Source organism: Pseudomonas sp. GW823-FHT03E05, assembly GCF_058796855.1.
Map to the genome: position 1 here is coordinate 287,122 of NZ_JBXAJB010000003.1, position 25,818 is coordinate 312,939.

The window sequence follows — 25,818 nt, forward strand, 5'->3', positions numbered from 1 at the left end:
ACAGTGCTCTAGGCAATCACTTACCTAATAACTACTTGATTCCTCTCTATTGCTGTCTACTCTTCGGAAGTCGCTTAGGAAGCGACATTCATTCAAATCGTTTAGGAGCAATAACAATGAAAGCTATCTCCCTCGAATCGAAAAAGATCGCCAACCTGGCTTGCCTCGCAGCGGCTAAATCCCGCTAAGTAATTGATGAACTGGGGAGTGCCGGCTACCCAGCTTCATCTTTGGTCAAGTTCAGAGTTTTAAAAGAACATGCAAATAAACCCGAACTTTTTCATACTTGCCCGCCCGCCCTTCACTGTTATCTGGAACTATAAAGATCACACTCAGTTCGAACTGGACTCGATCTATTCCACACGCCTCATACAACTTGTCGAAGACCTTTCGCAGTATGACGACAAGAATGAAATAGATAGTGCATTCGCCGCCGCCGGGCTCCTGTCCAACGAGACTTTCGAGCCACTTGAATGGGGGTGGGATGAACTGTCGCGGATCTTCCACATCGGCACCAAGAACCTGCCCTTCGAGCAAGTGCCCCAGGATATTCATGAGTGGTCCGCCCAATACCTCGAGCATTGCGATCAGGTACTGGACACCCCGGCCCCCTCAGCCCGCTTTGCCGAAACCTCCCACGATGGTCTGATCCGCCTGCCCGCGCCGGTACTGGAAACCGCCAGCTCCCTGAACCAGGTGCTGCTGCAGCGCAAGACTTCACGCTCCTTTTCCCAGCAGGCCGTGGCCCTGGAAGAGCTCAGCACCCTGCTCTACCTGTCCCTGGGCTACCTCAAGGAGCGGGAAGCCGACACGGACGAGACCGTCCCCGAAGCCCTGCGGCCAAGGCGCAGCAGCCCTTCCGGCGGTGGCCTGAACGCCTGCGAGGGTTATGTCTATGCCGCCAGGGTCCGCGGCCTGGAGCCGGGCCTCTATTACTACCACCCGGAGCTGTACGCCTTGCGGCCCGTGCACCCGCTTCCAGAAGAACCCCTGGGCCTGCTGCTGGCTGGCCAGCACTTCGTCAACGAACTGCCCCTGGGCCTGTTCCTGACCTGCCGCTTCGACAAGCTGTGGTGGAAATACGAACACTCCCGGGCCTACCGCATGGCCTATGTCGAGGCCGGGCATATCTCGCAAACCTTCCAGCTCGCGGCCACTGCCCTGGGCCTGGACACCTGGCTGACGGGAGCCCTGAGCGACGAGCGCGTGGAGCAATTGCTGGGGCTGCAGGACGCCGCGGAGCAGCCGCTGTTCTTTGTCGGCTGCGGCCAAGGTGATGGCCAGGTGCAATGCAAGGAACTCAAGGCCCTGATCGAACAGCGGGAGCGCGAACAGTAATGCACCCCGCCGCATCGTCCAAAGAGGCCCCGGCAGGCCGGCGTCCCTACTCCCTCGGCGACTGGGACAACCGCTCCGCGGTGCGCTCGCGCAAGAGCAGCTACCAGCTACCGCCCCACAGCGAGCTCGAACAGGAACTGCAGACCCGTGACTGGTTTCCGCCGGCCTTCATCCCCTACTTCGCCGACCCGGCCATCCAGCACGCCGGGAGGATGGTACAGCAGCGCCTGGCGGCCAACCACCTGGTGTACTTCCTGCACTACACGACGATCCTGGAGCACAAGATCGTCAACCGCTCGGTGGAAACCCTGATCCACGGGGAACTGGCGATCGAGCTGCCGGAGACGATGAAAATCGCGGCCCTGCAGTTGTATACCGACGAGGGCTATCACGCCCTGTTCTCCTTCAAGCTGGCGGAGCAGGTGGCGAATGGGTACGCCATGCCAGCCTGGCAGCCACTGCCCAGGCGCATCCGCCTGATGCACGACCTGCTGGCCCGCTGCGCCGATTCTCAACGGCCCCTGGTCTGGTTCCTGCTGGGTTTCGTCTCCGAAACCATCATTGCCAAGGAGTTGCTGAGCATCACCGGTGACGGGCTGGTGTCCACGGTCTACCAGATGTTCAGGGAGCACCTGGAAGACGAGGCCCGGCACAGTCGTTATTTCAGCGAAGTGTTCGACTATGTCTGGGCACGACTGTCGCCGCAGCAGCAGGTTTTTTCCGCCAGCCAACTGATCGATATCATTTTCATCTTCGCTGCCGTGGACCAGGAGTGGCTGAGCGCAAGCCTGAACGAGTCCGGCATTCCCCTCGCCGCGGCACATGCCGCCATCCACAGCCTGATTCAGCCGAGTGCAGAAGTGCTGCGCGCCCGCTCGATCGCCGGCGCCACCCTGCAAGCCATGAAGCGCGCAGGTTTCTTCGAGCACGATGACAACCGCCGACTCTTCACCCAGACAGGACTGATCGATGCCTGAAATCAGGGATGACTCTGCCTCCACGACCAGGAAGGTCGGCGCCATTGTCTTGCTCATGGCCATGGTCATGCTCGGGGTGTTCCCGATCGACGTGCTCTTGCCTTCTTTTCCTGCACTGTCCCAACACTTTGCTACCAGCGCCGCCGACATCGCCCTGTCCGTCAGCCTGTTCGCCATCGGCATCTCGATCTCCCAATTGCTGATCGGCCCGCTGTCGGATGCCCTGGGCCGCAAGACCCTGCTGCTGGCCGGCATGGCCGTATCAGTCGGCGGCGCTCTGGGCTGCGTCTGGGCCAGGGACTACAACTGGTTTCTGGTGTTTCGCGTGGTCCAGGCACTGGGCTGTGGCTGCTTCGTGCTGTCCCAGGCGCTGGTCCAGGACCTGTTCGTCGGCCAGGAGCGCGACCGCCTGCGGATCCTCATGGTCACCGCCAGCGGCCTGTGCATTTCCCTCTCGCCCCTGGCCGGGACCCTGCTGCAAAGCCTGATGGGCTGGCCAGGCAGCTTCTATGTGTTCAGCGCGATTGCCGTCCTGGTGTTTCTCAAGGCGCTGGCCACCCTGGAAAACCCGCCGATCGTCAGGAGCGGCCCGCGCACCGGCATCCTCCAGGCCTACCGACGGGTCTGCAGCAACTTCAGTTTCGTCGCCTACTGGCTGATCTCGGCCATCGTCTTCGCTTGCCACTTCTCGTTCATCGTGGTCTCGCCGCTGATCTTCCTGGAGCAACTGCAGCTCAGCAGCTACGAGTTTTCCCTGACTCTGCTGCTCTACGGCGCGGCCTACGTGATTGGCGGGGTGGTAGCCGGGGTGCTCAACAAATACCTGGAGCCCGGCACCCAGATCATTACCGGGTTGTGCCTGATCTTCCTCGCCGGGCTGGTCATGCTGTTGTTGGCCAGCCAGTTCGGCCTGTCCATCAGCACGGTGCTGGTGCCGATGATCATCTGCACCGCCGGCACCACCATCACCCGGCCCGCCGCCACGTCCAGGGCCATGGAACTGTTCCCGGACAATGCCGGCGCCTCGGCCTCGGCCGGCAACACGCTGATTTTCGTCATGGGCGGGCTGATCAGCGCCGTGATCAACCTCAGCGCCAGCGACCTGCAGACCACCCTGGCCCTGAGTTTCATCGCCCTGAGCAGCGTCGGCCTGCTGGTCAACCAGCGCATCAGCCGCCGCGCCCGGAACCTGCGCCTGGCCTGAAGCCCGGATTGGCCCGGGTCCTGGTGGCCATCAGGCGGTTGTGGCAGCTCCCTCGCTGAAACGGGCCAGCCCGCGGCCAGTCAGGCACAGGCCAAGGGAGAAGGCCAGGGTCGGGCCGGCAAAGAACAGCAGGGACATCCACCCACTCTTGAAAGGGTCGAGATGACGGTAAGCAAGCCACAGCTCGAACAGCTTCAGCACCAGCCAGGGCCATGGCAAAGCCAGCACCAGCCAGAGGACATTGCCCAGCAGGCGCCGGCCCAATCGTGCCCGCCCTTGCACCCGGCTCACCACGGCCACGGCGACCAGCAGCCCGGCCGCCACGCAGTACTCCATCCGCTGGCTGGAGGGTAGCTCGTCATACAGCCGTACCAGCCCCGCCGCCCCCAGGCCCAGCAGCAACATGAGCCCCCAGGTGCGCCACTGGCGCTGCTGCCCGGCCAGCATTTGCAACCCCCCGCCGCCCACCAGTAGCGCAGCGCCCGTTGCGACGATGCCCAGGCCGGACCAATCGCTGTACAACAACAGCCACATCAGCAGCAGCCCCTGCAGCAGGCCGACGCCCAGGCAGAACTTGAAGGATTGCAGAGTCGCGGACATTCCAGCTCCATTGGAAGGTAATCGAAGGGCGGCGAGTCTAAACCAGGATGGCAGCGTCCGGTGATATCCAGGCAATCAATGCCACAGAGCGGCCCCGGCATTCCTTCCTGACGCCAGCGGTGTAGAATCGGCGAATTCATCGCCAGTCATCCCCCGGCGGGTTTATGAGCTCAGGCTGAGGCGCGCGGCGATCCCGCGGCGTCATCGGCAGCTTTCGGACACACGGCCATTTCTGAGTGTTCCCGAGGTCAATAGAAGCTCACTCCCCATTTGTTACCTGATTAGCCGCCCGGAGTGCTCCATGCCTGATTACCGCTCGAAAACATCCACCCATGGCCGCAACATGGCCGGTGCTCGCGCCCTGTGGCGCGCCACGGGGATGAAAGATGACGACTTCAAGAAGCCGATCATCGCCATTGCCAACTCCTTCACCCAGTTCGTCCCGGGGCACGTGCACCTGAAGGACCTGGGCCAGCTGGTGGCTCGCGAGATCGAACGCGCCGGTGGCGTGGCCAAGGAATTCAACACCATCGCCGTGGACGACGGCATCGCCATGGGCCACGACGGCATGCTGTATTCCCTGCCGAGCCGCGAGATCATCGCCGACTCCGTGGAATACATGGTCAACGCCCACTGTGCCGACGCCATCGTGTGCATTTCCAACTGCGACAAGATCACCCCCGGCATGCTGATGGCCGCCCTGCGCCTGAACATCCCGGTGATCTTCGTTTCCGGCGGCCCGATGGAAGCCGGCAAGACCAAGCTCGCCAGCCACGGCCTGGACCTAGTGGACGCCATGGTCATCGCCGCCGACTCCAGCGCTTCTGACGAGAAGGTTGCCGAGTACGAGCGCAGCGCCTGCCCGACCTGCGGTTCGTGCTCCGGCATGTTCACCGCCAACTCCATGAACTGCCTGACCGAAGCCCTGGGGCTCGCCCTGCCGGGCAACGGTTCGACCCTGGCCACCCACAGCGATCGCGAAGAGCTGTTCCTGCGGGCCGGGCGCACCATCGTCGAGCTGTGCCAGCGCTACTACGGCGACAACGACGAGTCGGTCCTGCCGCGCAACATCGCCAACTTCAAGGCGTTCGAGAACGCCATGACCCTGGATATCGCCATGGGCGGTTCCACCAACACCATCCTGCACCTGCTGGCCGCCGCCCAGGAAGCCGAGATCGACTTCGACCTGCGGGACATCGATCGCCTGTCGCGCCACGTGCCGCAGCTGTGCAAAGTGGCGCCGAACATCCAGAAGTACCACATGGAAGACGTGCACCGCGCCGGCGGCATCTTCAGCATCCTCGGCGAACTGGCCCGTGGCGGCCTGCTGCACACCGACCTGCCCACCGTGCACAGCAAGACCATGGCTGAAGGCATCGCCCAGTGGGACATCACCCAGACCAGCGACGAAGCCGTGCATCACTTCTTCAAGGCCGGCCCGGCAGGCATCCCGACCCAGACGGCGTTCAGCCAGTCGACCCGTTGGGACAGCCTCGACGATGACCGTGAAAACGGCTGCATCCGCAGTGTCGAGCATGCCTACTCGAAAGAAGGCGGCCTGGCCGTGCTCTACGGCAACATCGCCCTGGACGGCTGCGTGGTGAAGACCGCCGGTGTCGACGAGTCGATCCATGTCTTCGAAGGCAACGCCAAGATCTTCGAGAGCCAGGACAGCGCGGTGCGCGGCATCCTCGCCGACGAGGTGAAGGAAGGCGACATCGTGATCATCCGTTACGAAGGCCCGAAAGGCGGCCCGGGCATGCAGGAAATGCTCTATCCGACCTCCTACCTGAAGTCCAAGGGCCTGGGCAAAGCCTGCGCCCTGCTCACCGACGGCCGCTTCTCCGGCGGCACCTCGGGCCTGTCCATCGGCCACGCCTCGCCTGAAGCGGCAGCCGGTGGCGCCATCGGCCTGGTGCAGGACGGCGACAAGGTACTGATCGACATTCCCAACCGCTCGATCAACCTGTTGGTCAGCGACGAGGAACTGGCGGCCCGCCGTGTCGAGCAGGACAAGAAAGGCTGGAAACCGGTGGAAGCACGCCCGCGCAAGGTGACCACCGCGCTGAAGGCCTACGCCCTGCTGGCCACCAGCGCCGACAAGGGTGCGGTGCGCAACAAGGCCATGCTCGACGGCCTGTGATCGTAGCCCGCCAATGAAAATGCCCCGCCAAGTGCGGGGCATTTTTTTTGACCTTGCCGGCGCTTGCGCTGGCAGCCTGGCCCCGTAGGAGCCGGCTTGCCGGCGAAGGCAGCGTTGAACCTTGCATCGCCCTCGACCGCGCCTTCGCTGGCAAGCCAGCTGCTACAGCAGCATTCAAGGTGGTGGCGCCGCCGCTGAAGCGGTGCCGGGAGCTCAAGGCATGCGTTCGCCCAACTGCCCGCGCAGGAAGCGATACAAGCCATCGGCGCTCTTGCGATAACCATCGGCGGTCAGGTGGATCAGGTCGTTGCGGGCCAGGTCGCTGCCCTGCCATTTGCTGATGGAGCAGTCCCCCCCCATGAACGCCTGCCAGTCCCAGAACAGGGTGCGACTGTTCTTCGCCACGTCCTTCTGGATCTGGATGATCTGCCGCAACGGCTGGGGCTGGGAGGCCGCGCAACTGCCAGCATTGCGACGCTTGATGGAATCCGGCGGCCCCACCAGCAAAATCACGGTCTTGGGCAGGTTCTTGCGCAACAGCGCGACCTTCTCCTGCAACTGGCTGCGGTACAGCTGCAGATCCAGGTCGTCGTCGAAGGCTTCGTTGGTGCCGTAGGCCAGCACCACCATGTCCGGGCGCAGGGCCTTGAGGGCTTCCAGCCAGCCGGGCTGCCACTTGTCCAGCACGTCCAGGCGTGCACCGTTGATCCCCAGGGCGGAATAGATCACCCCGGCGCTCTTCTGCCCGAGGATGTTCCAGCCGCCCAGGGCCAGGCCCTGGTTATTGGCCACGTTCAGGTCCAGGGGCAGGGTCAGGTTGTTGAACGGCGGGCTGAAGCGCCATTGCCCCCCCGTAGCAGCCAGCATGCGGCTGCTTTTGTTGAGGTTGTCCCGGGCGGTCAGGGTGCTGTTGCTGGACGCCTGGTACAGCGCGGAAATCCGGTACTGCTGGTTGCTCGGCTGGCGTTCGGCGATATGCACCCGCGCGCCTGGGGTCAGGGGCAGCGACAGGTAGCCGCCCAGGGGAAACTGGTTGCTCTGCTGGTTGCGTGCCGATACCAGGGACCACTGGCGCTTGGCGGCACCGAGAATCACCCGCTCATAGCGGGTGCCGGGCACCGGCGTGGCTGCCACGAAACCGATGCCGCCATCGCCGTATTGCGCCTGCAGCAGGCGCCGCACCTCACCGCTGAACAGGTCGGCGGCGGTGTGGGAGTCGCCCAGTTGCACAATGGTGATGGGGGTGCGGTTGGAAGTGCTGAATTTGCGTGCCAGCAGCGCCAGGTTCGGGTCGGTCCCGGTGGTCAGGACTTTTTTCGCCGTCATCCCGGACTTGGCCAGCGCCGAAGCGGGAGTGGCCTGGACCTCGGTGGTCGGGCTGCAACTGCTCAGCAAGGTGATGCCCAGCAACAGCGCAATGCCTTGCAGTCGCCCCATAGTCAGTGCTCCGTCAATTGTTGGCTGGGAAAGTTGATCAGCGAGATCACACGCTCAGCGATCAGCTTCTGCCCAGTGGTGGTGAAATGGATACCGTCGTCGACCCGGGTCTTGACCTTCTTGCCATCGCCGGTGGTGCGGTAATAGGAGAATTCGTCGCTCTGGTAACCGAGAATCTCGTTGGCCGAGACGTAGTGCTGGTGGTACTGCTCGATCTGGCCCTTGTACAGCTGGCTCAGGTAGGCCATGGCTGTAGACAGCTTGGGCTTCTCCATGTTCGGCGGCCCGACCCAGATCACCTGCACATTATGCGCCTGGGCGGTGTCGAGGATCGAATCGATGCGCTGGCGATAGGCTTCTTCCCAGTCCGGGGTCTTGAAGCGCAGGAACGGCTTGCCCTTGACCACCGGCATGTCCCAGGGGTCGTTGGGGCCGAGGAAAATCACCATCAGGCGAATGTTGGGGTTGCTGGCCAGGGTGCTTTCAACCGTCTTGGGCCAGTTGAAGAAGCTCGGGTAGGCAAGGCCGGTGCTCTGCTTGCTGAGGTTCAGGCTCTTGACGTTGTAGCGTTTGCGCAAGGTGTTGGCCATGTGGGGCGCCACGCCCTGCATCAGGGAATCACCGACGAAGAACACTTCATCCCCGGTGGCCAGGCTGGCCATCAGCGGCGTGGTTGCCCCCGGCTCGACCTTGGGCGGATGGCTGACCACCGGAGCCACGGCCACCGGCTGCGGGTGCACTGCAGCCGGCGCCTGCGGAGCGGGATGCACGGGGGCCGGATGCACCGGCGCAGCATGGGCGGTCGCAACCGGCGCAGGTACGGGCGCAGGCTCCTCGGCCAGCGTCGGCAAAGGAGGCAGCTCTTGCTCCGCGGCGGCCTCGGCCACCATCACCTGGCCGGTAAAGCTGCCGACAAAGGCCACCCGGGCATTTTCCAGGGCCTGGTTGAGTTGCGCGCCAAAGCGCCACTGCGGGTTCTGCGACAACCCGGGGACCTCGCAGTCGTCGTGGTACTTCTGCTGGCAGTAGAGGCGGATCGACTGCTGGTTGAACCACACCAGCAGCAGGCTGGTGACCACCAGGGCGTAGAAGACCTTGGCCGCGCTACCGAGGCTGATCGACAAGGGCGAACGGTTAGAAACTGGCATAGATGAACCCCGGCACGCCCGACGGAGAGGCGAAGATGACCACGCAGATAAACAGCCCCAGCGGCACTGGATAGAACAGCCACGGCAAACCGGTGGCGGCATCGAACAGGCGGCGCAGCAGCGCCACGATCCGTGGGTAGAAGGCCACGAACAGCAGGCAGCCCAGCAGGCTGGCGCCGCCGCCGAGCAGGCCGCCCAAGGACAGCTCGCCCAGGCCCTTGAGCATGTCCATGGCATCGGACAGGGTCGCGCAGCGGAAGAAGATCCAGGCGAACGCCACATAGTGGAAGGTCAGCAGCCGCGCCATGAGGTCGGCGCCGATCCAGCTCGGGCCCCGGGCCAGCAGCGGGCTGCACAGCTTGTACAGGGCCAGGCCGATACCGTGCAGCGCGCCCCAGATGATGAAGTTGGCGCTGGCGCCGTGCCACAGGCCGGAAATCAGCATCGCCAGCAGCATGTTCAGGTTGCCGCGCCACACCGGGCCGCGGTTGCCCCCCAGGGGGATGTACACATAGTCACGGATGAAGGTCGACAGGCTGATGTGCCAGCGGCCCCAGAATTCCTTTAGGTTGCGCGCCGCGTAGGGGTAGTTGAAGTTCTGCGGCAGGCGGAAGCCCAGCAGCAGGGCGATGCCCGTCACCAGGTCGGTGTAGCCGCTGAAGTTGAAGTAGATCAGGAACGAATAACCGTAGACCGCACGCAGGATCTGCTCGGCAGAATAGGCCACCGGGCTGTCGAATACCGGGTCGACCCATTCGTTGGCCAGCCAGGAACTGAGGAAGAACAGCTTGACCACCGCCACCGCGATCAGGCCCAGGGCGCGCTGCGGCTCCAGCACCTGGCGCAACTGCGGCGGGTTGATCTGCGCCAGCATGGGAATCGCCCGGTTCACCGGACCGGCGATCAGGCTGGGGAAGAAGGCCAGGTACAGCGCCAGGTCGAAGGGCGAGCCCGGGGTCAGCTCACGGCGGTTGATCGACACCAGGTAACTGACCGAGTGGAAGGCATAGAACGACAGCCCCACCGGCAGCAGCACCTCCAGCAGCGGCAGCGACACCTCGACACCGAACTGGGCGAAGGCGTTCTGCACCGTACTGGTGAAGAAATCCTGGTACTTGAACAGGTAGAACGCCCCGAGCACCAGCAGCAGCATCAGTCCGTTGACCCAGCCGCGCCCGGGGTAACGCTGGCTCAACAGGCCGAGCAGGTACACCAGGGCCGTGTAGCCCAGCAGGATGTAGAGGAAGTTCAGGCTGAAGCTGGCAAGGATCGCGTAACTGGCGACCAGCAGCAGGACGTTCTGCAAGCGCAGGCTGAAGCCCAGGCCCCAGTACAGAACGAAGAACAGGATGAAGCAGAGGCCGAATTCGATCGAGAGATAGCTCACAACGTAGTCCATTACGTGCAGTCGGGGACAAACCCGGCACAAGGGAGAGCAGGCGGGGGGATGGGAAACGGACGCGATTATGGCAGAGGGGGTTTGGCAGTCACAAGTTGAAACATTCTCCGCCTATAGCGGACGCCGGTTCCGCACCGAACGACAGACACCCCTTGCGGGAGCTGGCTTGCCAACGAAGGCGTCCACGAGAGCGACGCTAGACCCAAAGGCCTCTTCGCCGGCAAGCCGGCTCCTACAGAGGGGCGGTGTAGCGGGCAGGCTTACTGGATGTCTTCGGGCTTGACGATCACCCAGTTCTTGTCGGCGGTCACCGGCAACCCTTCCTTGGCCTGGGCCGCGGCGTGCTTGGCGATCATGCCATTGAGCTGGGTCATGTACTTGTCCTTGCGGTTGATCCACAGGTGGATGCCGCCCTTGGCCACGTCAACATCGTGGAACAGCATGTAGCCGTCGCTGGTGGGGGTGTCGCCGCCCACCAGCACCGGTTTCTTCCACTCGTCGATGTAGGTCAGGATCGCCGCATGCTTGCCCGCCATCCAGGTGGCCGGGGTCCACAGGTAGGGGGTCAGTTCAAGGCCGAGGTTGGCCTTCTCGTCATATTTGCCTTCGCTGATCTGCTTGCGCGCGGTGGTCAGGGCGCCAGTCTTGCGATCCTTGAGCAGGGTGGTCACGCCGATGACGTTCTGCGGCTTGACGTTGTAGCCGTACTTGGGATCGGCGGCGACCATGCGCACCAGCTCTTCGGAGGCGGCGGTCATCACATAGACCTCGATACCGTTCTCCATCAGCTTGTTGTACAGCTCGGCCTGGCCGGTGAAGACCTTGGGCGGGTTGACCTCGATGGTCTTGACCACATCACCGTCGTAATAGGTGCTCGGCACCGGCTTGCCGGAAGCCATCAGCTCATCGACATAGCCCTTGAGCTCCTTGAGGGTAAAGCCGGAGAACACCTGGGCGACCCAGGGGTAGCAGACCATGTCGTCGATTTCACAGAGGCGGTAGTAGTAGCTGAACAGGCTTTCCTTGTGCTCGGCGGTGTCCTTGAACGGGATCAGCTTGAGCGACGGGTCAAGTGTGTCGCGGGTAATCAGGCCCTTGTTTTCCATGAAGGGCAGCAGGGATTCTTCCAGGTCGTAGCGGTAACTGGTGTTGTCCATGTCGAACACCGCGTAGTTACCCTTGTTGGCATTGGCCGCGATCATCGCGTCCAGCTGCTTGGCCTGTTCCGCGGGCCAGTGCTTCAACTCGGTGGCCAGGGCCTGGCCGGCGAGGCCCAGGCAGAGTGCGACTGCGAGCAATTTCGGAGCGAGTTTCATCGGCGGTTTTCTCCCTGAGTGAAAGCCTTCGACGCTAACAAATCCCTGTGACAGTTCTCGTCTCCACGCGACCGCTTGCGTCCCGTAAGCGCCAGCCACATGCGCCTGAACGTCAATCGCTTATTCCAAAAACGACAGTTGCCATACGATATCGTTATTAATTCAATAGATTTCAAGCTGTTAGGCTTGCCGGTTCGCAATCGCCCTGAGCCGCGATTGGCACAAGCCTTATCGGAGCCCCAATGAATCTGCCGCTGTTCCTCAACCTGCTGGTGTTCCTGGCCTTGCTGCTGGGCCTGGCACAAACCCGCCATACCACCTGGAGCCTGGCCAAGAAAGTCCTGCTGGCCCTGGTGCTGGGCGTGGTCTTCGGCATCGCCCTGCACAGCCTCTATGGCGCCGGCAACCCGGTGCTCAAGGCCTCCATCGCCTGGTTCGACCTGGTGGGCAACGGCTACGTGCAATTGCTGCAGATGATCGTCATCCCCCTGGTGTTCGCCTCGATCCTCAGCGCCGTGGCCCGCCTGCACAATGCTTCGTCCCTGGGCAAGATCAGCTTCCTGACCATCGGCACCCTGCTGTTCACCACCGCCATCGCCGCGCTGGTGGGCATCGGCCTGACCAACCTGTTCGGCCTGACCGCCGAAGGGCTGGTGGCCGGCACCCAGGAAATGGCCCGCCTGCAAGTGATCCAGAGCGATTACGCAGGCAAGGTGGCCGACCTCAACGTGCCGCAGCTACTGCTGTCGTTCATCCCGCAGAACCCCTTCGCCGACCTGGCCCGGGCCAAGCCGACCTCGATCATCAGCGTGGTGATCTTCGCCGCCTTCCTCGGCGTCGCGGCGCTGCAGCTGCTCAAGGACGATGCCGACAAGGGCCAGAAAGTGCTCAACGCCATCGACACCCTGCAAGCCTGGGTGATGCGCCTGGTGCGCCTGGTGATGAAGCTCACGCCCTACGGTGTGCTGGCGCTGATGACCAAGGTGGTGGCCGGTTCCAACCTGCAGGACATCATCAAGCTGGGCAGTTTCGTGGTGGTGTCCTATATCGGCCTGGGGCTGATGTTCGTGGTCCACGGCCTGCTGGTGGCACTGGCCGGGATCAACCCGCTGCGCTTCTTCCGCAAGGTCTGGCCAGTGCTGACCTTCGCCTTCACCAGCCGCTCCAGCGCCGCCAGCATTCCCCTGAGCATCGAGGCCCAGACCCGGCGCCTGGGCATTCCCCAGTCCATCGCCAGCTTTGCCGCCTCGTTCGGCGCCACCATCGGCCAGAACGGCTGCGCCGGCCTGTACCCGGCCATGCTGGCGGTGATGGTTGCCCCGACCGTGGGCATCAACCCGCTGGACCCGCTGTGGATCGCCACCCTGGTGGCCATCGTCACCCTGAGTTCCGCCGGCGTTGCAGGCGTGGGCGGCGGCGCGACCTTCGCCGCGCTGATCGTGCTGCCGGCCATGGGCCTGCCGGTGTCGCTGGTGGCGCTGCTGATTTCCGTGGAGCCGCTGATCGACATGGGCCGCACCGCGCTCAACGTCAGCGGTTCGATGACCGCAGGCGCGATCACCAGCCAGGTGATGCAGCAAACCGACAAGGCGCTGCTGGACGCCGATGAGCACGAAGAACTGGCTCAGGCCTGATTGATCTCTTCGCCGGCCCGCCGGTTCCTTCGGGAGCCCGGCTGGCTGGCGGAGCGCTCAGCGCTTCTCCCACACCTCGAAGCTGTACGCCGGCTTGTCCCCTTCCGCCGGGTTCGGCACCTCTGACACCCGCTTCCACTGTTGCTCATCGAATTCCGGAAACCAGGCATCGCCTTCCGGGCTCAAGGCTACCCGCGTCAGGTACAGGCGATCCGCCTGCTCCAGCCCCTGGCTGTAAAGCTGTGCGCCACCGATCAGCATCAGCTCGCTGGCGCCCTGCTCCAGTGCCCACTCCTCGGCCCGGGCCACTGCCGCCTCCAGGGAGGGGTAGACCTCGGCACCTTCGAGCACCAGGCCGGTCTGACGACTGACCACGATATTCAACCGCCCCGGCAACGGCCGGCCGAGAGAGTCCCAGGTCTTGCGCCCCATGATGATGGGCTTGCCCAGGGTAGTGGCCTTGAAGAATTTGAAATCCCCCGGCAAATGCCAGGGCATGCTGTTGTCGACGCCGATCACGCGGTTTTGTGCGAGGGCCGCGATCAGGCTGAGAGGGAGAGATTTTTTCATGCCGGCGAGGATACCAGAGGACCAGGACCTGGCAACGTACCCCGATCCGCGCTGCAGCAGTTATGCTCAGCGCACTTTTGAGCGATGGAATGACGCGTGACTGCACTGACTCCCCTGCAACGCCTGTGGCTGACCGAAACCGTGCGCCTGCGCGAGGAACACGCCGGCCCGCTGGAAGATCAGGAAGCCAATCGCCTGGCCCGCAACCAGGGCGGCGACCTGGCGACCCGGATCCAGAACCGCGCCCTGTGGCTGGCCCAGCGTGACGGCCTGCACAGCGCCCTGCTGCACTGGCACCAGGGCGCACGCCTGGCCCTGCTGGCGCTCTCGGTTCTGGCGGTGATCAGCGGTGCCGGCCTGGCATTCAGCGCCCTGGGCAGCACCCAGCAACCGGTGAACGTGTTCTGGGCCCTGGGCAGCCTGCTGGGAATCAACCTGATCCTGCTGCTGAGCTGGCTGGCAGGCCTACTGTTCGCCGGCGAGCACGGCGCCAGCCTGGGCCGCCTGTGGCTGTGGCTCAGCGAGAAATTCTCCCGCGATGCCAAGGCCGCGCAGTTGCCGCCGGCCCTGCTGCTGTTGCTGCAACGGCGCAAGCTCAACCGCTGGGCCCTGGGCAGCCTGATCAACGGCCTGTGGTGCCTGGCCCTGTTCAGCGCCGTGGTCATGTTGCTGTTGCTGCTGACCACCCACCGCTACAGCTTTGTCTGGGAAAGCACCCTGCTGGGCAGCGATGCCTTCGTGGCCATTACCAACACCTTGAGTGCCCTGCCCCGTGGCCTGGGCTTTGGCGCGCCGAGCGTAGCGAGCATCCAGGCCAGCACCCGGGATGTCTACAACACCGAACTGATCCGCCAGTCCTGGGCCATCTGGCTGGTGGTGCTGGTGACGATCTACGGCGTGCTGCCGCGCCTGCTGCTGATGCTGTTCTGCCGCTGGCGCTGGAAACACGGGCAGGCGCGCCTGCAACTGGACCTCAACCTGCCGGGCTACGCCCAATTGCGTGAGCGCCTGATGCCCAGCAGCGAGCGCCTGGGGGTCAACGATGCGGCCCCCGAGCAGTTGCACCGGGTCGAAGGCGGCGTCAGTGCCCAGGACAGCAGCGGCGCCCTGCTGGTGGCCATCGAACTGGACAACCAGCGCCCCTGGCCGCCGCAACTGCCGGAGAGCGTCAAGGACGCCGGCATCCTCGACAGTCGCGAGTCGCGCAGCCGCCTGCTGGAGCAGATGAGTCGTTTCCCCCCGGCGCGCCTGGTGATCGCCTGCGACCCGCGGCGCTCGCCGGACCGAGGCAGCCTGGGGCTGATCGCCGAACTGGCGCGCAACGCCAGCGCCACCCGGGTCTGGCTGCTGCAAGCCCCGCCCGGCCAGGCCCTGGACGCCGATCGCCTGGGCGACTGGCACAGCGCCCTGCACCAGCTGCAACTGCCCTTCGCCGATTGCGCCCCCCTCGACTGGCTGGAGAACGGTCATGACTGATACCCGCCACAAGCCACTGAAACTCGCCGTGGTCGGCCACACCAACGTCGGCAAGACCTCGCTGCTGCGCACCCTGACCCGGGACGTGGGTTTTGGCGAGGTCTCCCATCGCCCCAGCACCACCCGGCACGTGGAAGGCGCCCGCCTTTCGGTGGATGGCCAAGCCCTGCTGGAGCTCTACGACACCCCTGGCCTGGAAGATGCCATCGCCCTGCTGGATTACCTGGAGCGCCTGGAGCGCCCGGGCGAACGCCTGGACGGCCCGGCGCGGATGGCGCGGTTTCTCGACGGTAGCGAGGCTCGCCAGCGCTTCGAACAGGAAGCCAAGGTCCTGCGCCAGCTGCTGGCCTCGGACGCCGGCCTGTATGTGATCGACGCCCGCGAGCCGGTGCTGGCCAAGTACCGCGATGAGCTTGAAGTGCTCACCGGTTGCGGCAAGCCGCTGCTACCAGTGCTGAACTTCGTCAGCAGCGCCGAGCAGCGCGAAGGCGACTGGCGCGATGCCCTGGCCCGCCTGGGGCTGCACGCCCTGGTGCGCTTCGACAGCGTGGCGCCACCGGAGGACGGCGAACGGCGCCTGTATGAAAGCCTGGCGCTGCTGCTGGAGCACGCACGCCCGGCCCTGCAACGCTTGATCGACGACCAAGAGGCCCAGCGCCTGGCCCGCCAGCACAGCGCAGCGCGGCTGATTGCCGAGCTGCTGGTGGACTGCGCCGCCTGCCGCCGCAGCGTAGCCAGCGACGCCCAACAGGAACAACAGGCCATAGGCGAACTGCGCCAGGCCATCCGCCAGCGCGAGCAGCGCTGCGTCGAGGCCTTGCTCAAGCTCTACGCCTTCCGCCCCGAGGACGCGTCGGCCAGCGACCTGCCGCTACTGGACGGGCGCTGGGGCGACGACCTGTTCAACCCGGAAACCCTCAAGCAACTGGGGGTGCGGGTGGGCAGCGGCATCGCCGCCGGAGCCGCGGCCGGCGCAGGGGTGGATTTGCTGGTGGGTGGTTTGACCCTGGGGGCCGCGGCGCTGGCCGGGGCTATTGCCGGCGGCGCCCTGCAAACCGCCCGCAGCTACGGCAGCCGCCTGCTGGGCAAACTCAAGGGCCAGCGCGAGCTGACCGTGGACGACAGCGTGCTGCGCCTGCTGGCCCTGCGTCAGCGCCAGCTGGTGCAGGCCCTGAACCTGCGCGGGCATGCGGCCATGGACAGCATTCGCCTGGCCACGCCGGAGGACAAGAGCTGGCGCGAAAGCAAGTTGCCAGAGGCCCTGAACAAGGCCCGGGCGCACCCGCAGTGGTCATCGCTCAACCCGCAGAAACGCCTGAGCCAGGCCGAGCGCCAGGAGCAGATCGAGGGGCTGGCTCAACATCTGCTGTAGCCGCTGCCGAGCCCGCGAGGCTGCGCAAAGGGCCGCAGGACCTTCAACAACCCCAACAGCGGCGCCTCCTGCGGAGCCGTTCGCAGCCTACGGCAGCGGCTACAAAAACCAAGCCTGTACCCGTTAAAGCAATGCCAGCGCCTTGTCCTTGAGCACCTGCAAATCCATCACCGGCACCCACATTTCCTTGGCCTGCTCGTCCCAGTGGCGCATGCGCAAACTCACCGCCCACAACGGGTCGAGTTCGAAGGCTGCCGCCTCTGCCGCGCTCATCACCCCACCCTGGTACTCCAGGGTGCGCCGGCTGGCTTCGCTCAGCCGCTGGTAATAACCGGGGTTCTTGAAGGTCAGGTAGCGCTTGGCCTGGACGTGGTATTCCACCAGCCGCGCCAGGCGTTCGCTGAAACCCGCCCGGCGCAGGTAGTCCGCCCCCAGGCGCTCATGGCTGACCACGCCGAAGCCGCCCATGTTCTCGGCATCCTGCTGGCAGATATGCCCGATATCGTGGAAGAACGCCGCCAGCACCACCTCGTCGTCATAACCTTCCGCCAGGGCCAACTGCGCGGCCTGGGACATGTGCTCGATCTGCGACACCGGCTCGCCGATGTAGTCGCAGTCGCCGAAACGCTCGTACAGGCCGAAGACCTCGTCGACCACCTGCTGTCGCCGCTCCATCACGCTTCCTCCAGCAGTCGGGCGATATTGCCCTCGGCCATGGCCGGGCCAACGCTCATGCCGACCCCGGTGTGCATCAGGGCCACATGGACCCCGGGGGCCGCCTCCAGGAAGGAGAACGGCGCCGGGCCGCGAGCGCCGTAGACACCCTGCCAGCGCTCCACCACCCGGACCCTGCAACCCAGGGTCTGCTCGGCCAGTTCGAGCAGCCAGTTGTCCACCTGTTCAGCATTGAACGGTGAAGGATCGCTACCGTAATCGTGGGAATCGCCGATGATCAGTTCACCGTAGGGAGTCGGACTGATCAACAGGTGGATACCATGCTCGTGCAGATGGGGCGCCTCGCGCAGAATCTGCGCTTGCACCGCGGCGGCTTCCGGCAGGTCGGCGAAGGCCCCGTAGTGCACGCAACTCAGACCGGTCAGCAAGGCATGTTGCAGGTTGAGATTGGCCTCGGGCCGCGCCCGGAGCATCTGCAAGCGGCAGATCTGCGGCTGCAAGGCAGCGATCTGATCCGCCAGCAGGGTCTGATAATCGTGCCCCGAACACAGCACGATCCGCGGCGCGTGGAAGTTGCCGGCGGTGCTGCGCAACTGGCCCGGCTGGATATCCCGCACCAGGGTCGAGAAGTGAAACTGCACCCCCAGGTCCCGGCGCAGGTAGTCGATCAACTGCGGGATCGCTTCACGGGAATACAGCTGCTGGTCGTCCAGGCCGTGCAAGGCCGCCCGGTGATGGCGGAACTGGCCGCCGTACAGATCATTCAGCGCCGCGCCCTGGAGCAGCTCGACGCGGTAGCCGTGCTCCAGCGCACGCCCGGCGCAGAAGGCTTCGAGCAACTGCTCCTCGGCTTCACTGCGGGCGAACAGGAAAGAGCCGTTGCGCTTGAGTTGCAGGCCCGCCAACTGTTGCCAGTCGGCCCAGATCTCGCGGCTGGCCCTGGCCAGCTCCAGCATGGTGCCCGGCGGCTGGCCGGTGACCAGGGCCTGGCCGAAGTTGCGCACCGAAGCGCCCAGGGGCGTGGCGCTGCGCTCGAAAACGTGCACCCGCAGACCGCGTTTGGCGGCGGCATAGGCATGGGACAGGCCCAGGATGCCGGCGCCGACGATCAGCAGATCGCTGTGATTGGTCATGAGTTGTTTCCTGGATGGGGAGCGCCTTCGCCGGCAAGCCGGCGAAGGCGATTGATCGGCTACTGCTTGGCAACCTTTTCCGACTTGCCGTCATAGCGCTTGCGCCATTCGGCGAGGATCTCGTCGCGATTCTTCGAGGCCCAGGCAAAGTCGTTCTTGATCAGGCGCTGCTCGTAGTCGGCCGGCAGTTCGGTCTGCGGCTTGGCGATGCCCGGCTGGGCCAGCACGGCGAAGTTTTCCTTGTACAGCTCCATGGCCTCGGGGCTGGCGGAGAAGTCGGCGAGTTTCTTCGCCGCCTCTTCATGAGGCGTGCCCTTGATCACCGCGGTGGCTTCGATTTCCCAGCCCAGGCCTTCCTTCGGCAGGACAATGTCCAGCGGCGCGCCCTGGCGCTTGAGCTGCACGGCCGGGTACTCGAAGGAGATGCCAATCGGGAATTCACCGGCGGCGGCCAGCTTGCAGGGCTTGGAACCGGAGTGGACGTACTGGCCGATGTTCTGGTGCAGCTCATCCATGTACTGCCAGCCCTGCTTCTCGCCGAAGGTCTGCAGCCAGGCGCTGACGTCGAGGAAGCCGGTGCCCGAGGAGGCCGGGTTGGGCATGACGATCTTGCCCTTGTACTCGGGCTTGGTCAGGTCCTGCCAGCTCACCGGCTTGGTCAGGCCCTGCTTTTCGGCCTCCACGGTGTTGAAGCAGATGGTGGCGGCCCAGACGTCCATGCCGACCCAGGCCGGTGGGTTGGCGGCGTCGCGGTAGTTCGGGCCGATCTTGCCCAGATCCTTGGGCGCATAGCTTTGCAGCATACCCTGCTGGTCGAGGATCGCCAGGCTGGACGCGGCCAGGCCCCAGACCGCATCGGCCTGCGGGCGGGCTTTTTCCGCCAGCAGTTTGGCGGTGATGATCCCGGTGGAATCACGCACCCACTTGATCTCCACGTCCGGGTTGGCCTTTTCGAAGGCTTGCTTGTAGGACTTCAGTTGCTCGGCTTCAAGGGCGGTGTAGACCGTCAGCTCGGTTTTCGCAGCAAAGGCGTTCAGGCTGAGAGCAGAGAGGACGGCAGCGGCAAGAGCCAGGGGCTTGAACATGGTGCGGTTCCTTAGTAAGTGCAGATCAGAGCGGGGGTGGGTGAAGCGCATCAGTGGCCCGGCGTGCCCTGGCGCCAGGCCTGGGAACGGCGCAGCAGGCCGCGCGAAGCCCAGGCCAGGAGCAGCGAGACGCCGGCGGAGGTGAACAGGATCAGAGTCGACATCGCCGCGGCGCCGCCGACGTTGCCGGCGTCGTCCATGTTCAGCACGGCGACAGCGGCAAGGATGGTGTCCGGGCTGTAGAGGAAGATCGCCGCCGACACCGTGGTCATGGCCGAGACGAACAGGTAGCGCACGATGTCCAGCAGCGCCGGCAGGCAGATCGGCACGGTAACCCGCAGAAAGTGCCGGTACAGCGGCGCCTTGAGGGACAGCGCGGCGGCCTCGAACTCGGCGTCCAGCTGGCGCAGGGCGGTGGTGGCGGTCATCTGTGCGGTGGTCAGGTAGTGGGCGATGGTGCACACCACCAGCAGGGTCATGGTTCCGTAGAACACATGCAGCGGGTTGCCGTTGAGGTTGAAAAAGAACACGTAGCCCAGGCCCAGCACCAAACCGGGCACCGCCATGGGCACGAAACTGAGCATGCGCAGCGCCAGGTTCAAGCCGCGCTGGCCGTCGGTCTTCTCCATCAGGTAGGCGCCAGTGAAGATCACCACGCTGCCGATCAGCGCCGTGCACAGGGCCATGGTCAGGCTGTTGCGGTAGGCCAGCCAGCCACCGCCGGCGGTGTCGTTGAACTGGTAGTGGTTCAGCGACAGCGACAGGTTGTAGGGCCAGAATTTCACCAGCGACGAAAACACCGCCATGCCGAACACCAGCAGCAGGGCCGCGCAGATCAGCAACACAATGGCCAGGTAGCAGCCATCGCGCAGTGGCGACGGCGCTGGCTTGAATACCTGGGCACGGCCGCTCATGGAGTCGCCATGGCGCCGGCGCAGCCAGGCGTCGACACCGAAGCTGAACAGGGCCGGCAACAGCAGGACCATGCCGATCAACGCGCCGCGGCCGAACTGCTGCTGCCCCACCACCGCCTTGTAGGCTTCCAGGGCCAGCACCTGATAGTCGCCACCCACTACCACTGGCACGCCGAAGTCGGTGATGGTCAGGGTGAACACCAGGCAGAAGGCGGCGAACACCGCCTGCCGAGTGGCCGGCCAGGTGATGCTGCGAAAGGCCTTGGCGGGGCTGGCGCCCATGCTCGACGCGGCGTCGAACAGCCGCGCGTCCGCCAGGGACAGCGCCGAGAGCAGGATCATCAGGGCGTGGGGAAAGGTGTAGATCACTTCACCCAGGACAATGCCCCAGAAGCCGTAGATGTTCTCGGCGAACAGGCCACGCAGCATCCCCTGATTGCCAAACAGATAGACCAGGGCAATGCCCGGGAGCATCGACGGCGCCATCAGCGGCAACAGCGACAGGCCGCGCCAGATGCCCTTGCCGGGAATCAGCGTGCGTTGCAGGGCGTAGGCGAACAGGTAGGCCAGGGGCACGACGATAGCGGCCACGCTAAGGGAGACTTTCAGGCTGTTGCCCAGCAACCAGTGGAAGTTTTCGCTGGCCACTAGCTCGCGAGCCGCCAGCCAGCCTCCGCCCTGCCCGGCCTCGGCGCTGAAGCCGCGCCAGAAGATCGCCAACAGGGGCAACAGCACCGCTACACCCAGCAGGACCAGGAGCAGAACCTTGCCACCGACGACAAAAATACGGTCGCCGATCTCGGCACGAGAAACCTGGCGCGCCCGCTTGGCAGGTAGCGGCAGGGACATTGGCACGCTCATCTTAGGCAAACACCTGAAGGCTGCGCGGCGGCAAGGCGACCCAGATGTCCTGGGCGCCCAGACGCGGCATGGCTTCCGGGGCCAGCTCGGCCAGCAGCGCATGCCCCGGCAGCTCGTTGAGTTCGAAGCTCATGCGGCAGCGATTGCCGAGGAAAGTGATCTCGCGGACCTTGGCCGGGAACAGGTTTTCCTCGTGCACCGGCGGATTCACGCTGATGGCTTCCGGACGGCAGAACAGCCGGCCCGAGGCGGTCTTGGCCGAGCCGTCGGCCAGGCGCACATTCATGCCACCAACCTGGGCATGGCTGTCGCTGTTGCGGCTGAAGGGTAGCCAGTTGCCCTGGCCGACGAATTCGGCGACGAACGGCGTGGCCGGACGGTCGTAGATTTCCTGGGGCGTGGCGTACTGCTCGACCTTGCCGTTATTCATCACGGCAATGCGGTCGGCCATCAGCATGGCTTCGTCCTGGTTGTGGGTAACCATCAGGGTGGTGATCCCCAGGCGCCGCTGCAGCTGGCGCAGCTCGGTGCACAGGTGCTCGCGGACTCGGGCATCCAGCGCCGACATCGGCTCGTCCAGCAGCAGCAACGACGGAGCCGGTGCCAAGGCACGGGCCAGGGCCACGCGCTGCTGCTGGCCGCCGGACAGCTGGCCGGGGTACTTCTTCTCGCTGCCGGTCAGCCCCACCAGTTCCAGCATCTGCGCCACGCGCTTGCGCGCTTCTTCGCGGCCACTGCCGGACAGGCCGTAGGCGATGTTGGCTTCTACCGTGAGGTTGGGGAACAGCGCGTAGGACTGGAACAGGATCCCGTAGTCCCGGGCCTGGGGCGCCAGCAGCGACACGTCCCGATCCCCGAGGTACAACTCGCCTTGGTCCTGGCGTTCCAGGCCGGCGATGCAGCGCAGCAAGGTGGTCTTGCCGCAGCCGGACGGCCCCAGCAGGCACACCAGCTCACCGGCAGCGACGTCCAGGGACACGTTATCCAGCGCGGTGAAGGCACCGAAGCGCTTGTGGATACCGCGCACCTTCATCGGTGCACCGGGGTTGCTCAGGGCAGTTGCAGCGGAGTTGTTCATGGACGCACCTCATCTAGCAGATGAGGCAAATCCTAGAGTTGCAATGCGTCGGTCATATGGCAGTAAGGCAAAAACGACCGATAGTGGTATTCAGGGATTTGGGTTCACTTGTAAATCATGTGCTGGCTGATCTGGCGCCTTCGCGAGCAAGCTCGCTCCCCCAGGGGCAATGCATTTCAACGCAGGAGCGAGCTTGCTCGCGAAGGCATCGGCATGGCCGATGCAGATCTTTCAGGCGGGAGCCATTTCCTGGGCCAGGCCGAGAAAGGCGGCGGGCAGGCGCGCGTTCTTGCGCTCCTTGAGGCAATACAGGTACTCGGCGATCTGCGGCGCGTTTTCGATGGTCAGTACCCGCAGTTGCGGGTCGTGGGGCACTTCCTGGCGGGCAATGATGCTGATGCCGATATTGCGCAGCACCGCCTCGCGGATCGATTCACGGCTGCCGATCTCCAGCAGCGGACCAAAACTGACGTTGGCGTTCTTCAGCAGACCTTCGGTGAGGCTGCGGGTGGTGGAGCCGGGTTCGCGCATCAGCAGCGTATGCCCGGCCAGGGCGTTGAGGGGCACGTGATCCAGCGCCGCCAGGGGGTGATTGCGATGCACCGCCAGCACCAGCGGATCGCTGCCCAGCACCCGGCGGACCAAACGCGAATCCTCCAGCAGTTGCGAGGAAGCGGCCACATCCACCCGGTAGTCTTCCAGCGCCTCCAGGACCTGCTGGGAGTTGCCGATTTCCACCGAGACCTCCACCTGGGGCAGGCGCTGGCGGAAAGTCTTCACCAGATCGAGGATGTAGTACGGCGCGGTGGCGGCGATACGCAGCGTGCCCTGCACCTGCCCGCAGTTGCGCAGGAAGAATTCGATGTCCGACTCTTTCTGCAGCAGCTCCTTGACCATCGGCAGCAAGCGCGCGCCCTCATCGCTCAGGCTCAGGCGGCGACCGCCTCGGTAGAACAGCTCCACCGCGTACTGGCTCTCCAGGTTGCGGACCTGGGTAGTCACCGTGGGCTGGCTGAGGCCGAGCTTCTTCGCCGCCTGGGTAATGCTGCCCAGGCGGGCGACCATGTAAAAAGCCTTCAGCTCGGCACTCAGCACAGGGTTCTCTCGTTGCTTATTTGCGCAGCAGGCGCAGACCGTTGAACACCACCAACAGGCTCACGCCCATGTCGGCGAATACTGCCATCCACATGGTGGCCAGCCCGGCAAAGGTTACCCCAAGAAAGATCGCCTTGATGACCAGGGCCAGGACGATATTTTGCTTGAGCACCACCGAGGTCTGGCGCGACAGACGGATAAACGCCGGGATCTTGCGCAGGTCATCGTCCATCAGGGCCACATCCGCGGTCTCGATGGCAGTGTCGGTGCCCGCCGCAGCCATGGCGAAACCGATTTCGGCACGGGCCAGGGCCGGTGCGTCGTTGATCCCGTCGCCCACCATGCCCACCCGGTGGCCCTGGGCGTACAGGTCTTCGATGGCCTGCAGCTTGTCGGTGGGCAGCAGGTCGCCCCGAGCCTGGTCGATACCCACCTGGGCCGCGATGGCCTGGGCGGTATGCGGGTTGTCGCCGGTGAGCATCAGGGTCTTGATCCCCAGCTCATGCAATTGCTGGATGGCTTCGCGGCTGGATTCCTTCACCGTATCGGCCACGGCGAACAGCGCCAGCGGGCCATTGCGGTCCAGCAGCAGGACCACGGTCTTGCCCTGCTTCTCCAGGGCGAAGAGTTTTTCTTCCAAAGCCGGGGAGCACAGGCCCAGCTCTTCCACCAGACGATGGTTGCCCAGGTGGTACAGCTCGCCGTTGATCTCGCCGCGTACGCCTCGGCCGGTCAGGGCCTCGAAGTTATCCACAGGGTGCATGGCCAACTGCTTATCCACAGCCGCCTGGGCAATGGCCAGGGACACCGGGTGGTCGGAACGCCCTGCCAGGCTTGCGGCCAGGGCCGGGGCGGTGTCCTGGGCCAGCGGGTCCAGGGACAGGAAGTCGGTCTGCACCGGCTTGCCGTGGGTGATGGTGCCGGTCTTGTCCAGGGCCAGGTAGTCGAGCTTGTAGCCGCCCTCCAGGTAGACCCCGCCCTTGACCAGGATGCCCTTGCGCGCGGCAGCCGCCAGGCCGCTGACAATGCTCACCGGGGTGGAGATCACCAGGGCGCAGGGGCAAGCCACTACCAGCAGCACCAGGGCGCGGTAGATCCAGTCGAACCAGACGCCGTCCATGAACAGCGGCGGAATCAGCGCCACCGCCAGGGCGAAGGCGAATACCGCCGGGGTGTAGATTTTCGAGAAGCTGTCAACGAAGCGCTGGGTCGGAGCCCGGGCGCCCTGGGCCTGTTCCACAGCGTGGATGATCCGCGCCAGGGTCGAGTTGTTGGCGGCGGCAGTCACTCGGTATTCCAGGGAGCCGGCCTGGTTGATGGTGCCGGCGAAAACCTTGTCGCCCACAGTCTTTTCCACCGGCAGGCTTTCACCGGTGATCGGCGCCTGGTCGATGGTGGAGTTGCCGGACACGACCTCGCCGTCGAGGCCGATGCGCTCGCCGGGGCGTACCCGCACCCGTGCGCCCAGTTCGACGCTTTTCGCTTCCTGTTCGCTCCAGTTGCCGTCTGCCTGCTGCACCGTGACCCGTTCCGGGGTCATCTGCATCAGGCCGCTGATGGCGTTGCGCGCCCGATCCAGGGAACGGGCCTCGATCAATTCCGCCACTGTGAACAGGAACATCACCATCGCCGCTTCCGGCCATTGGCCGATCAGCACGGCGCCGGTCACGGCGATGCTCATCAGGGCATTGATGTTGAGGTTGCGGTTCTTCAGGGCGATCCAGCCCTTCTTGTAGGTGGTCAGGCCACCACTGAGGATCGACACCAGGGCCACCAGGGCAATCACCCAGTCGGGCGCGGCATTGGTGAAATGGATGACCTCGGCAGCCAGCGCGCCGATACCGGACAGGGCCAGCGGCCACCAGGGCTTCTTCACGGGCGCTGCGGCAGGCGCGGCTTGGTCACCCTCCTGTTCCAGGGGTTCGGCGTGCATGCCCAGTGACTTGACCGCCTCGATGATAGGCGCGGTGCTCGGCAGGTCGTGGGTCACCCCCAGCACGCGGTTCATCAGGTTGAACTCCAGCGCATGGACCCCGGCCAGCTTGCCCAGCTTGTTCTGGATCAGGGTCTGTTCGGTGGGGCAGTCCATGGCTTCGATGCGAAAGCTGCTCAAGCGCGCGCCGGCGGCCGGGGTCTCGCTCAGGGTGACCCTGGACGGCGCCAGGTCGGCGGAACCGCAGCAGGATGCGCCGTGGGCGGCATGATCGTGTGCCTTGACCGGCTGCAACTTGCCCGCGGGCGCATGGGAATGGCTGTGGCCAGGGCTGTGATCGTGATCAGCCTGGGGCTGCTGATCCGCGGTTTTGCGCGGGCTGTGGAGAGAATCGCTCATTAGGGTCCCTTCCGAATTAAGGTGCTTGTTG

General features: G+C 64.7%; 20 protein-coding genes. 7 read left to right on the plus strand and 13 right to left on the minus strand.

The window, feature by feature from the left end; all coding sequences use genetic code 11:
- The first annotated feature begins 258 nt into the window (after positions 1-258).
- From AC1RCO_RS14305 to AC1RCO_RS14315, 3 genes are read left to right on the plus strand one after another with little or no spacing between them, the layout of a single operon-like run.
- Positions 259-1,338: a SagB family peptide dehydrogenase gene (locus AC1RCO_RS14305; RefSeq protein ID WP_492617814.1), complete on the plus strand. Its 1,080-nt coding sequence runs from the start codon at positions 259-261 to the stop codon at positions 1,336-1,338.
- Positions 1,338-2,315, plus strand: a complete 978-nt coding sequence (locus tag AC1RCO_RS14310; protein ID WP_492617815.1) for a diiron oxygenase — start codon at positions 1,338-1,340, stop codon at positions 2,313-2,315. The genes AC1RCO_RS14305 and AC1RCO_RS14310 overlap by 1 nt, the downstream gene beginning before the upstream one ends.
- On the plus strand, positions 2,308-3,519 hold the full coding sequence (locus tag AC1RCO_RS14315; RefSeq protein ID WP_015637383.1) for a multidrug effflux MFS transporter: 1,212 nt from the start codon (positions 2,308-2,310) through the stop codon (positions 3,517-3,519). Before AC1RCO_RS14310 ends, AC1RCO_RS14315 begins: the two co-directional genes overlap by 8 nt.
- A gap of 30 nt (positions 3,520-3,549) precedes the next feature.
- Here the strand turns inward: AC1RCO_RS14315 and AC1RCO_RS14320 are convergent, their stop codons facing one another.
- On the minus strand, positions 3,550-4,119 hold the full coding sequence (locus AC1RCO_RS14320; RefSeq protein ID WP_492617816.1) for a hypothetical protein: 570 nt from the start codon (positions 4,117-4,119) through the stop codon (positions 3,550-3,552).
- 301 nt (positions 4,120-4,420) lie between these two features.
- Between AC1RCO_RS14320 and ilvD the strand changes: the two genes are divergently transcribed.
- The gene (gene ilvD, locus AC1RCO_RS14325) at positions 4,421-6,262 is read left to right on the plus strand and encodes a dihydroxy-acid dehydratase (RefSeq protein ID WP_015637385.1); all 1,842 of its coding nucleotides are present in this window, start codon (positions 4,421-4,423) and stop codon (positions 6,260-6,262) included.
- A gap of 213 nt (positions 6,263-6,475) precedes the next feature.
- Here ilvD and AC1RCO_RS14330 read toward each other — a convergent pair whose 3' ends face one another.
- The 4 genes from AC1RCO_RS14330 to AC1RCO_RS14345 all read right to left on the minus strand — a co-directional run bounded on the left by AC1RCO_RS14330 (position 6,476) and on the right by AC1RCO_RS14345 (position 11,562).
- Positions 6,476-7,699: an SGNH/GDSL hydrolase family protein gene (locus tag AC1RCO_RS14330; RefSeq protein WP_011064051.1), complete on the minus strand. Its 1,224-nt coding sequence runs from the start codon at positions 7,697-7,699 to the stop codon at positions 6,476-6,478.
- A 2-nt stretch (positions 7,700-7,701) separates the two neighbouring features.
- Positions 7,702-8,847, minus strand: a complete 1,146-nt coding sequence (locus tag AC1RCO_RS14335) for an SGNH/GDSL hydrolase family protein (protein WP_053154373.1) — start codon at positions 8,845-8,847, stop codon at positions 7,702-7,704.
- Positions 8,834-10,234, minus strand: coding sequence for an MBOAT family O-acyltransferase (locus AC1RCO_RS14340; RefSeq protein ID WP_026020235.1), 1,401 nt, complete (start codon positions 10,232-10,234; stop codon positions 8,834-8,836). Before AC1RCO_RS14340 ends, AC1RCO_RS14335 begins: the two co-directional genes overlap by 14 nt.
- A gap of 272 nt (positions 10,235-10,506) precedes the next feature.
- On the minus strand, positions 10,507-11,562 hold the full coding sequence (locus tag AC1RCO_RS14345; RefSeq protein ID WP_011064054.1) for an HAD family hydrolase: 1,056 nt from the start codon (positions 11,560-11,562) through the stop codon (positions 10,507-10,509).
- Between the two features lie 242 nt (positions 11,563-11,804).
- Here AC1RCO_RS14345 and AC1RCO_RS14350 point away from each other — a divergent pair, with 242 nt between their 5' ends.
- Positions 11,805-13,196: an L-cystine transporter gene (locus tag AC1RCO_RS14350; protein ID WP_011064055.1), complete on the plus strand. Its 1,392-nt coding sequence runs from the start codon at positions 11,805-11,807 to the stop codon at positions 13,194-13,196.
- Positions 13,197-13,253: 57 nt separating this feature from the next.
- Here AC1RCO_RS14350 and AC1RCO_RS14355 read toward each other — a convergent pair whose 3' ends face one another.
- On the minus strand, positions 13,254-13,766 hold the full coding sequence (locus AC1RCO_RS14355; RefSeq protein WP_015637388.1) for a dihydrofolate reductase: 513 nt from the start codon (positions 13,764-13,766) through the stop codon (positions 13,254-13,256).
- Between the two features lie 96 nt (positions 13,767-13,862).
- Between AC1RCO_RS14355 and AC1RCO_RS14360 the strand changes: the two genes are divergently transcribed.
- Together AC1RCO_RS14360 and AC1RCO_RS14365 are read left to right on the plus strand one after the other, a co-directional pair.
- Entirely contained in the window at positions 13,863-15,242 is a 1,380-nt protein-coding gene (locus AC1RCO_RS14360) for a DUF2868 domain-containing protein (RefSeq protein WP_041120280.1), read from the plus strand.
- Positions 15,235-16,614, plus strand: a complete 1,380-nt coding sequence (locus tag AC1RCO_RS14365) for a GTPase/DUF3482 domain-containing protein (protein ID WP_220223414.1) — start codon at positions 15,235-15,237, stop codon at positions 16,612-16,614. Before AC1RCO_RS14360 ends, AC1RCO_RS14365 begins: the two co-directional genes overlap by 8 nt.
- A 123-nt stretch (positions 16,615-16,737) precedes the next feature.
- On the opposite strand, the gene AC1RCO_RS14370 is transcribed toward AC1RCO_RS14365, so the two are convergent.
- From AC1RCO_RS14370 to AC1RCO_RS14400, 7 genes are all read right to left on the minus strand, one after another.
- On the minus strand, positions 16,738-17,289 hold the full coding sequence (locus AC1RCO_RS14370) for a phosphonate degradation HD-domain oxygenase (RefSeq protein ID WP_011064059.1): 552 nt from the start codon (positions 17,287-17,289) through the stop codon (positions 16,738-16,740).
- Entirely contained in the window at positions 17,289-18,422 is a 1,134-nt protein-coding gene (locus AC1RCO_RS14375; RefSeq protein ID WP_011064060.1) for a TIGR03364 family FAD-dependent oxidoreductase, read from the minus strand. Before AC1RCO_RS14375 ends, AC1RCO_RS14370 begins: the two co-directional genes overlap by 1 nt.
- A 59-nt stretch (positions 18,423-18,481) precedes the next feature.
- Complete coding sequence (locus tag AC1RCO_RS14380; protein ID WP_492617817.1) at positions 18,482-19,507, minus strand: putative 2-aminoethylphosphonate ABC transporter substrate-binding protein; 1,026 nt, start codon at positions 19,505-19,507, stop codon at positions 18,482-18,484.
- 50 nt (positions 19,508-19,557) lie between these two features.
- Positions 19,558-21,282, minus strand: a complete 1,725-nt coding sequence (locus AC1RCO_RS14385) for a putative 2-aminoethylphosphonate ABC transporter permease subunit (protein ID WP_492617818.1) — start codon at positions 21,280-21,282, stop codon at positions 19,558-19,560.
- 1 nt (position 21,283) lies between these two features.
- On the minus strand, positions 21,284-22,360 hold the full coding sequence (locus tag AC1RCO_RS14390) for a putative 2-aminoethylphosphonate ABC transporter ATP-binding protein (RefSeq protein WP_125062295.1): 1,077 nt from the start codon (positions 22,358-22,360) through the stop codon (positions 21,284-21,286).
- Positions 22,361-22,591: 231 nt separating this feature from the next.
- Positions 22,592-23,455 (minus strand): LysR family transcriptional regulator, encoded by an 864-nt coding sequence (locus AC1RCO_RS14395; RefSeq protein ID WP_011064064.1) that lies wholly within the window; start codon positions 23,453-23,455, stop codon positions 22,592-22,594.
- A gap of 16 nt (positions 23,456-23,471) precedes the next feature.
- Positions 23,472-25,787 (minus strand): heavy metal translocating P-type ATPase, encoded by a 2,316-nt coding sequence (locus tag AC1RCO_RS14400; protein ID WP_492617819.1) that lies wholly within the window; start codon positions 25,785-25,787, stop codon positions 23,472-23,474.
- Between the last annotated feature and the right edge of the window lie 31 nt (positions 25,788-25,818).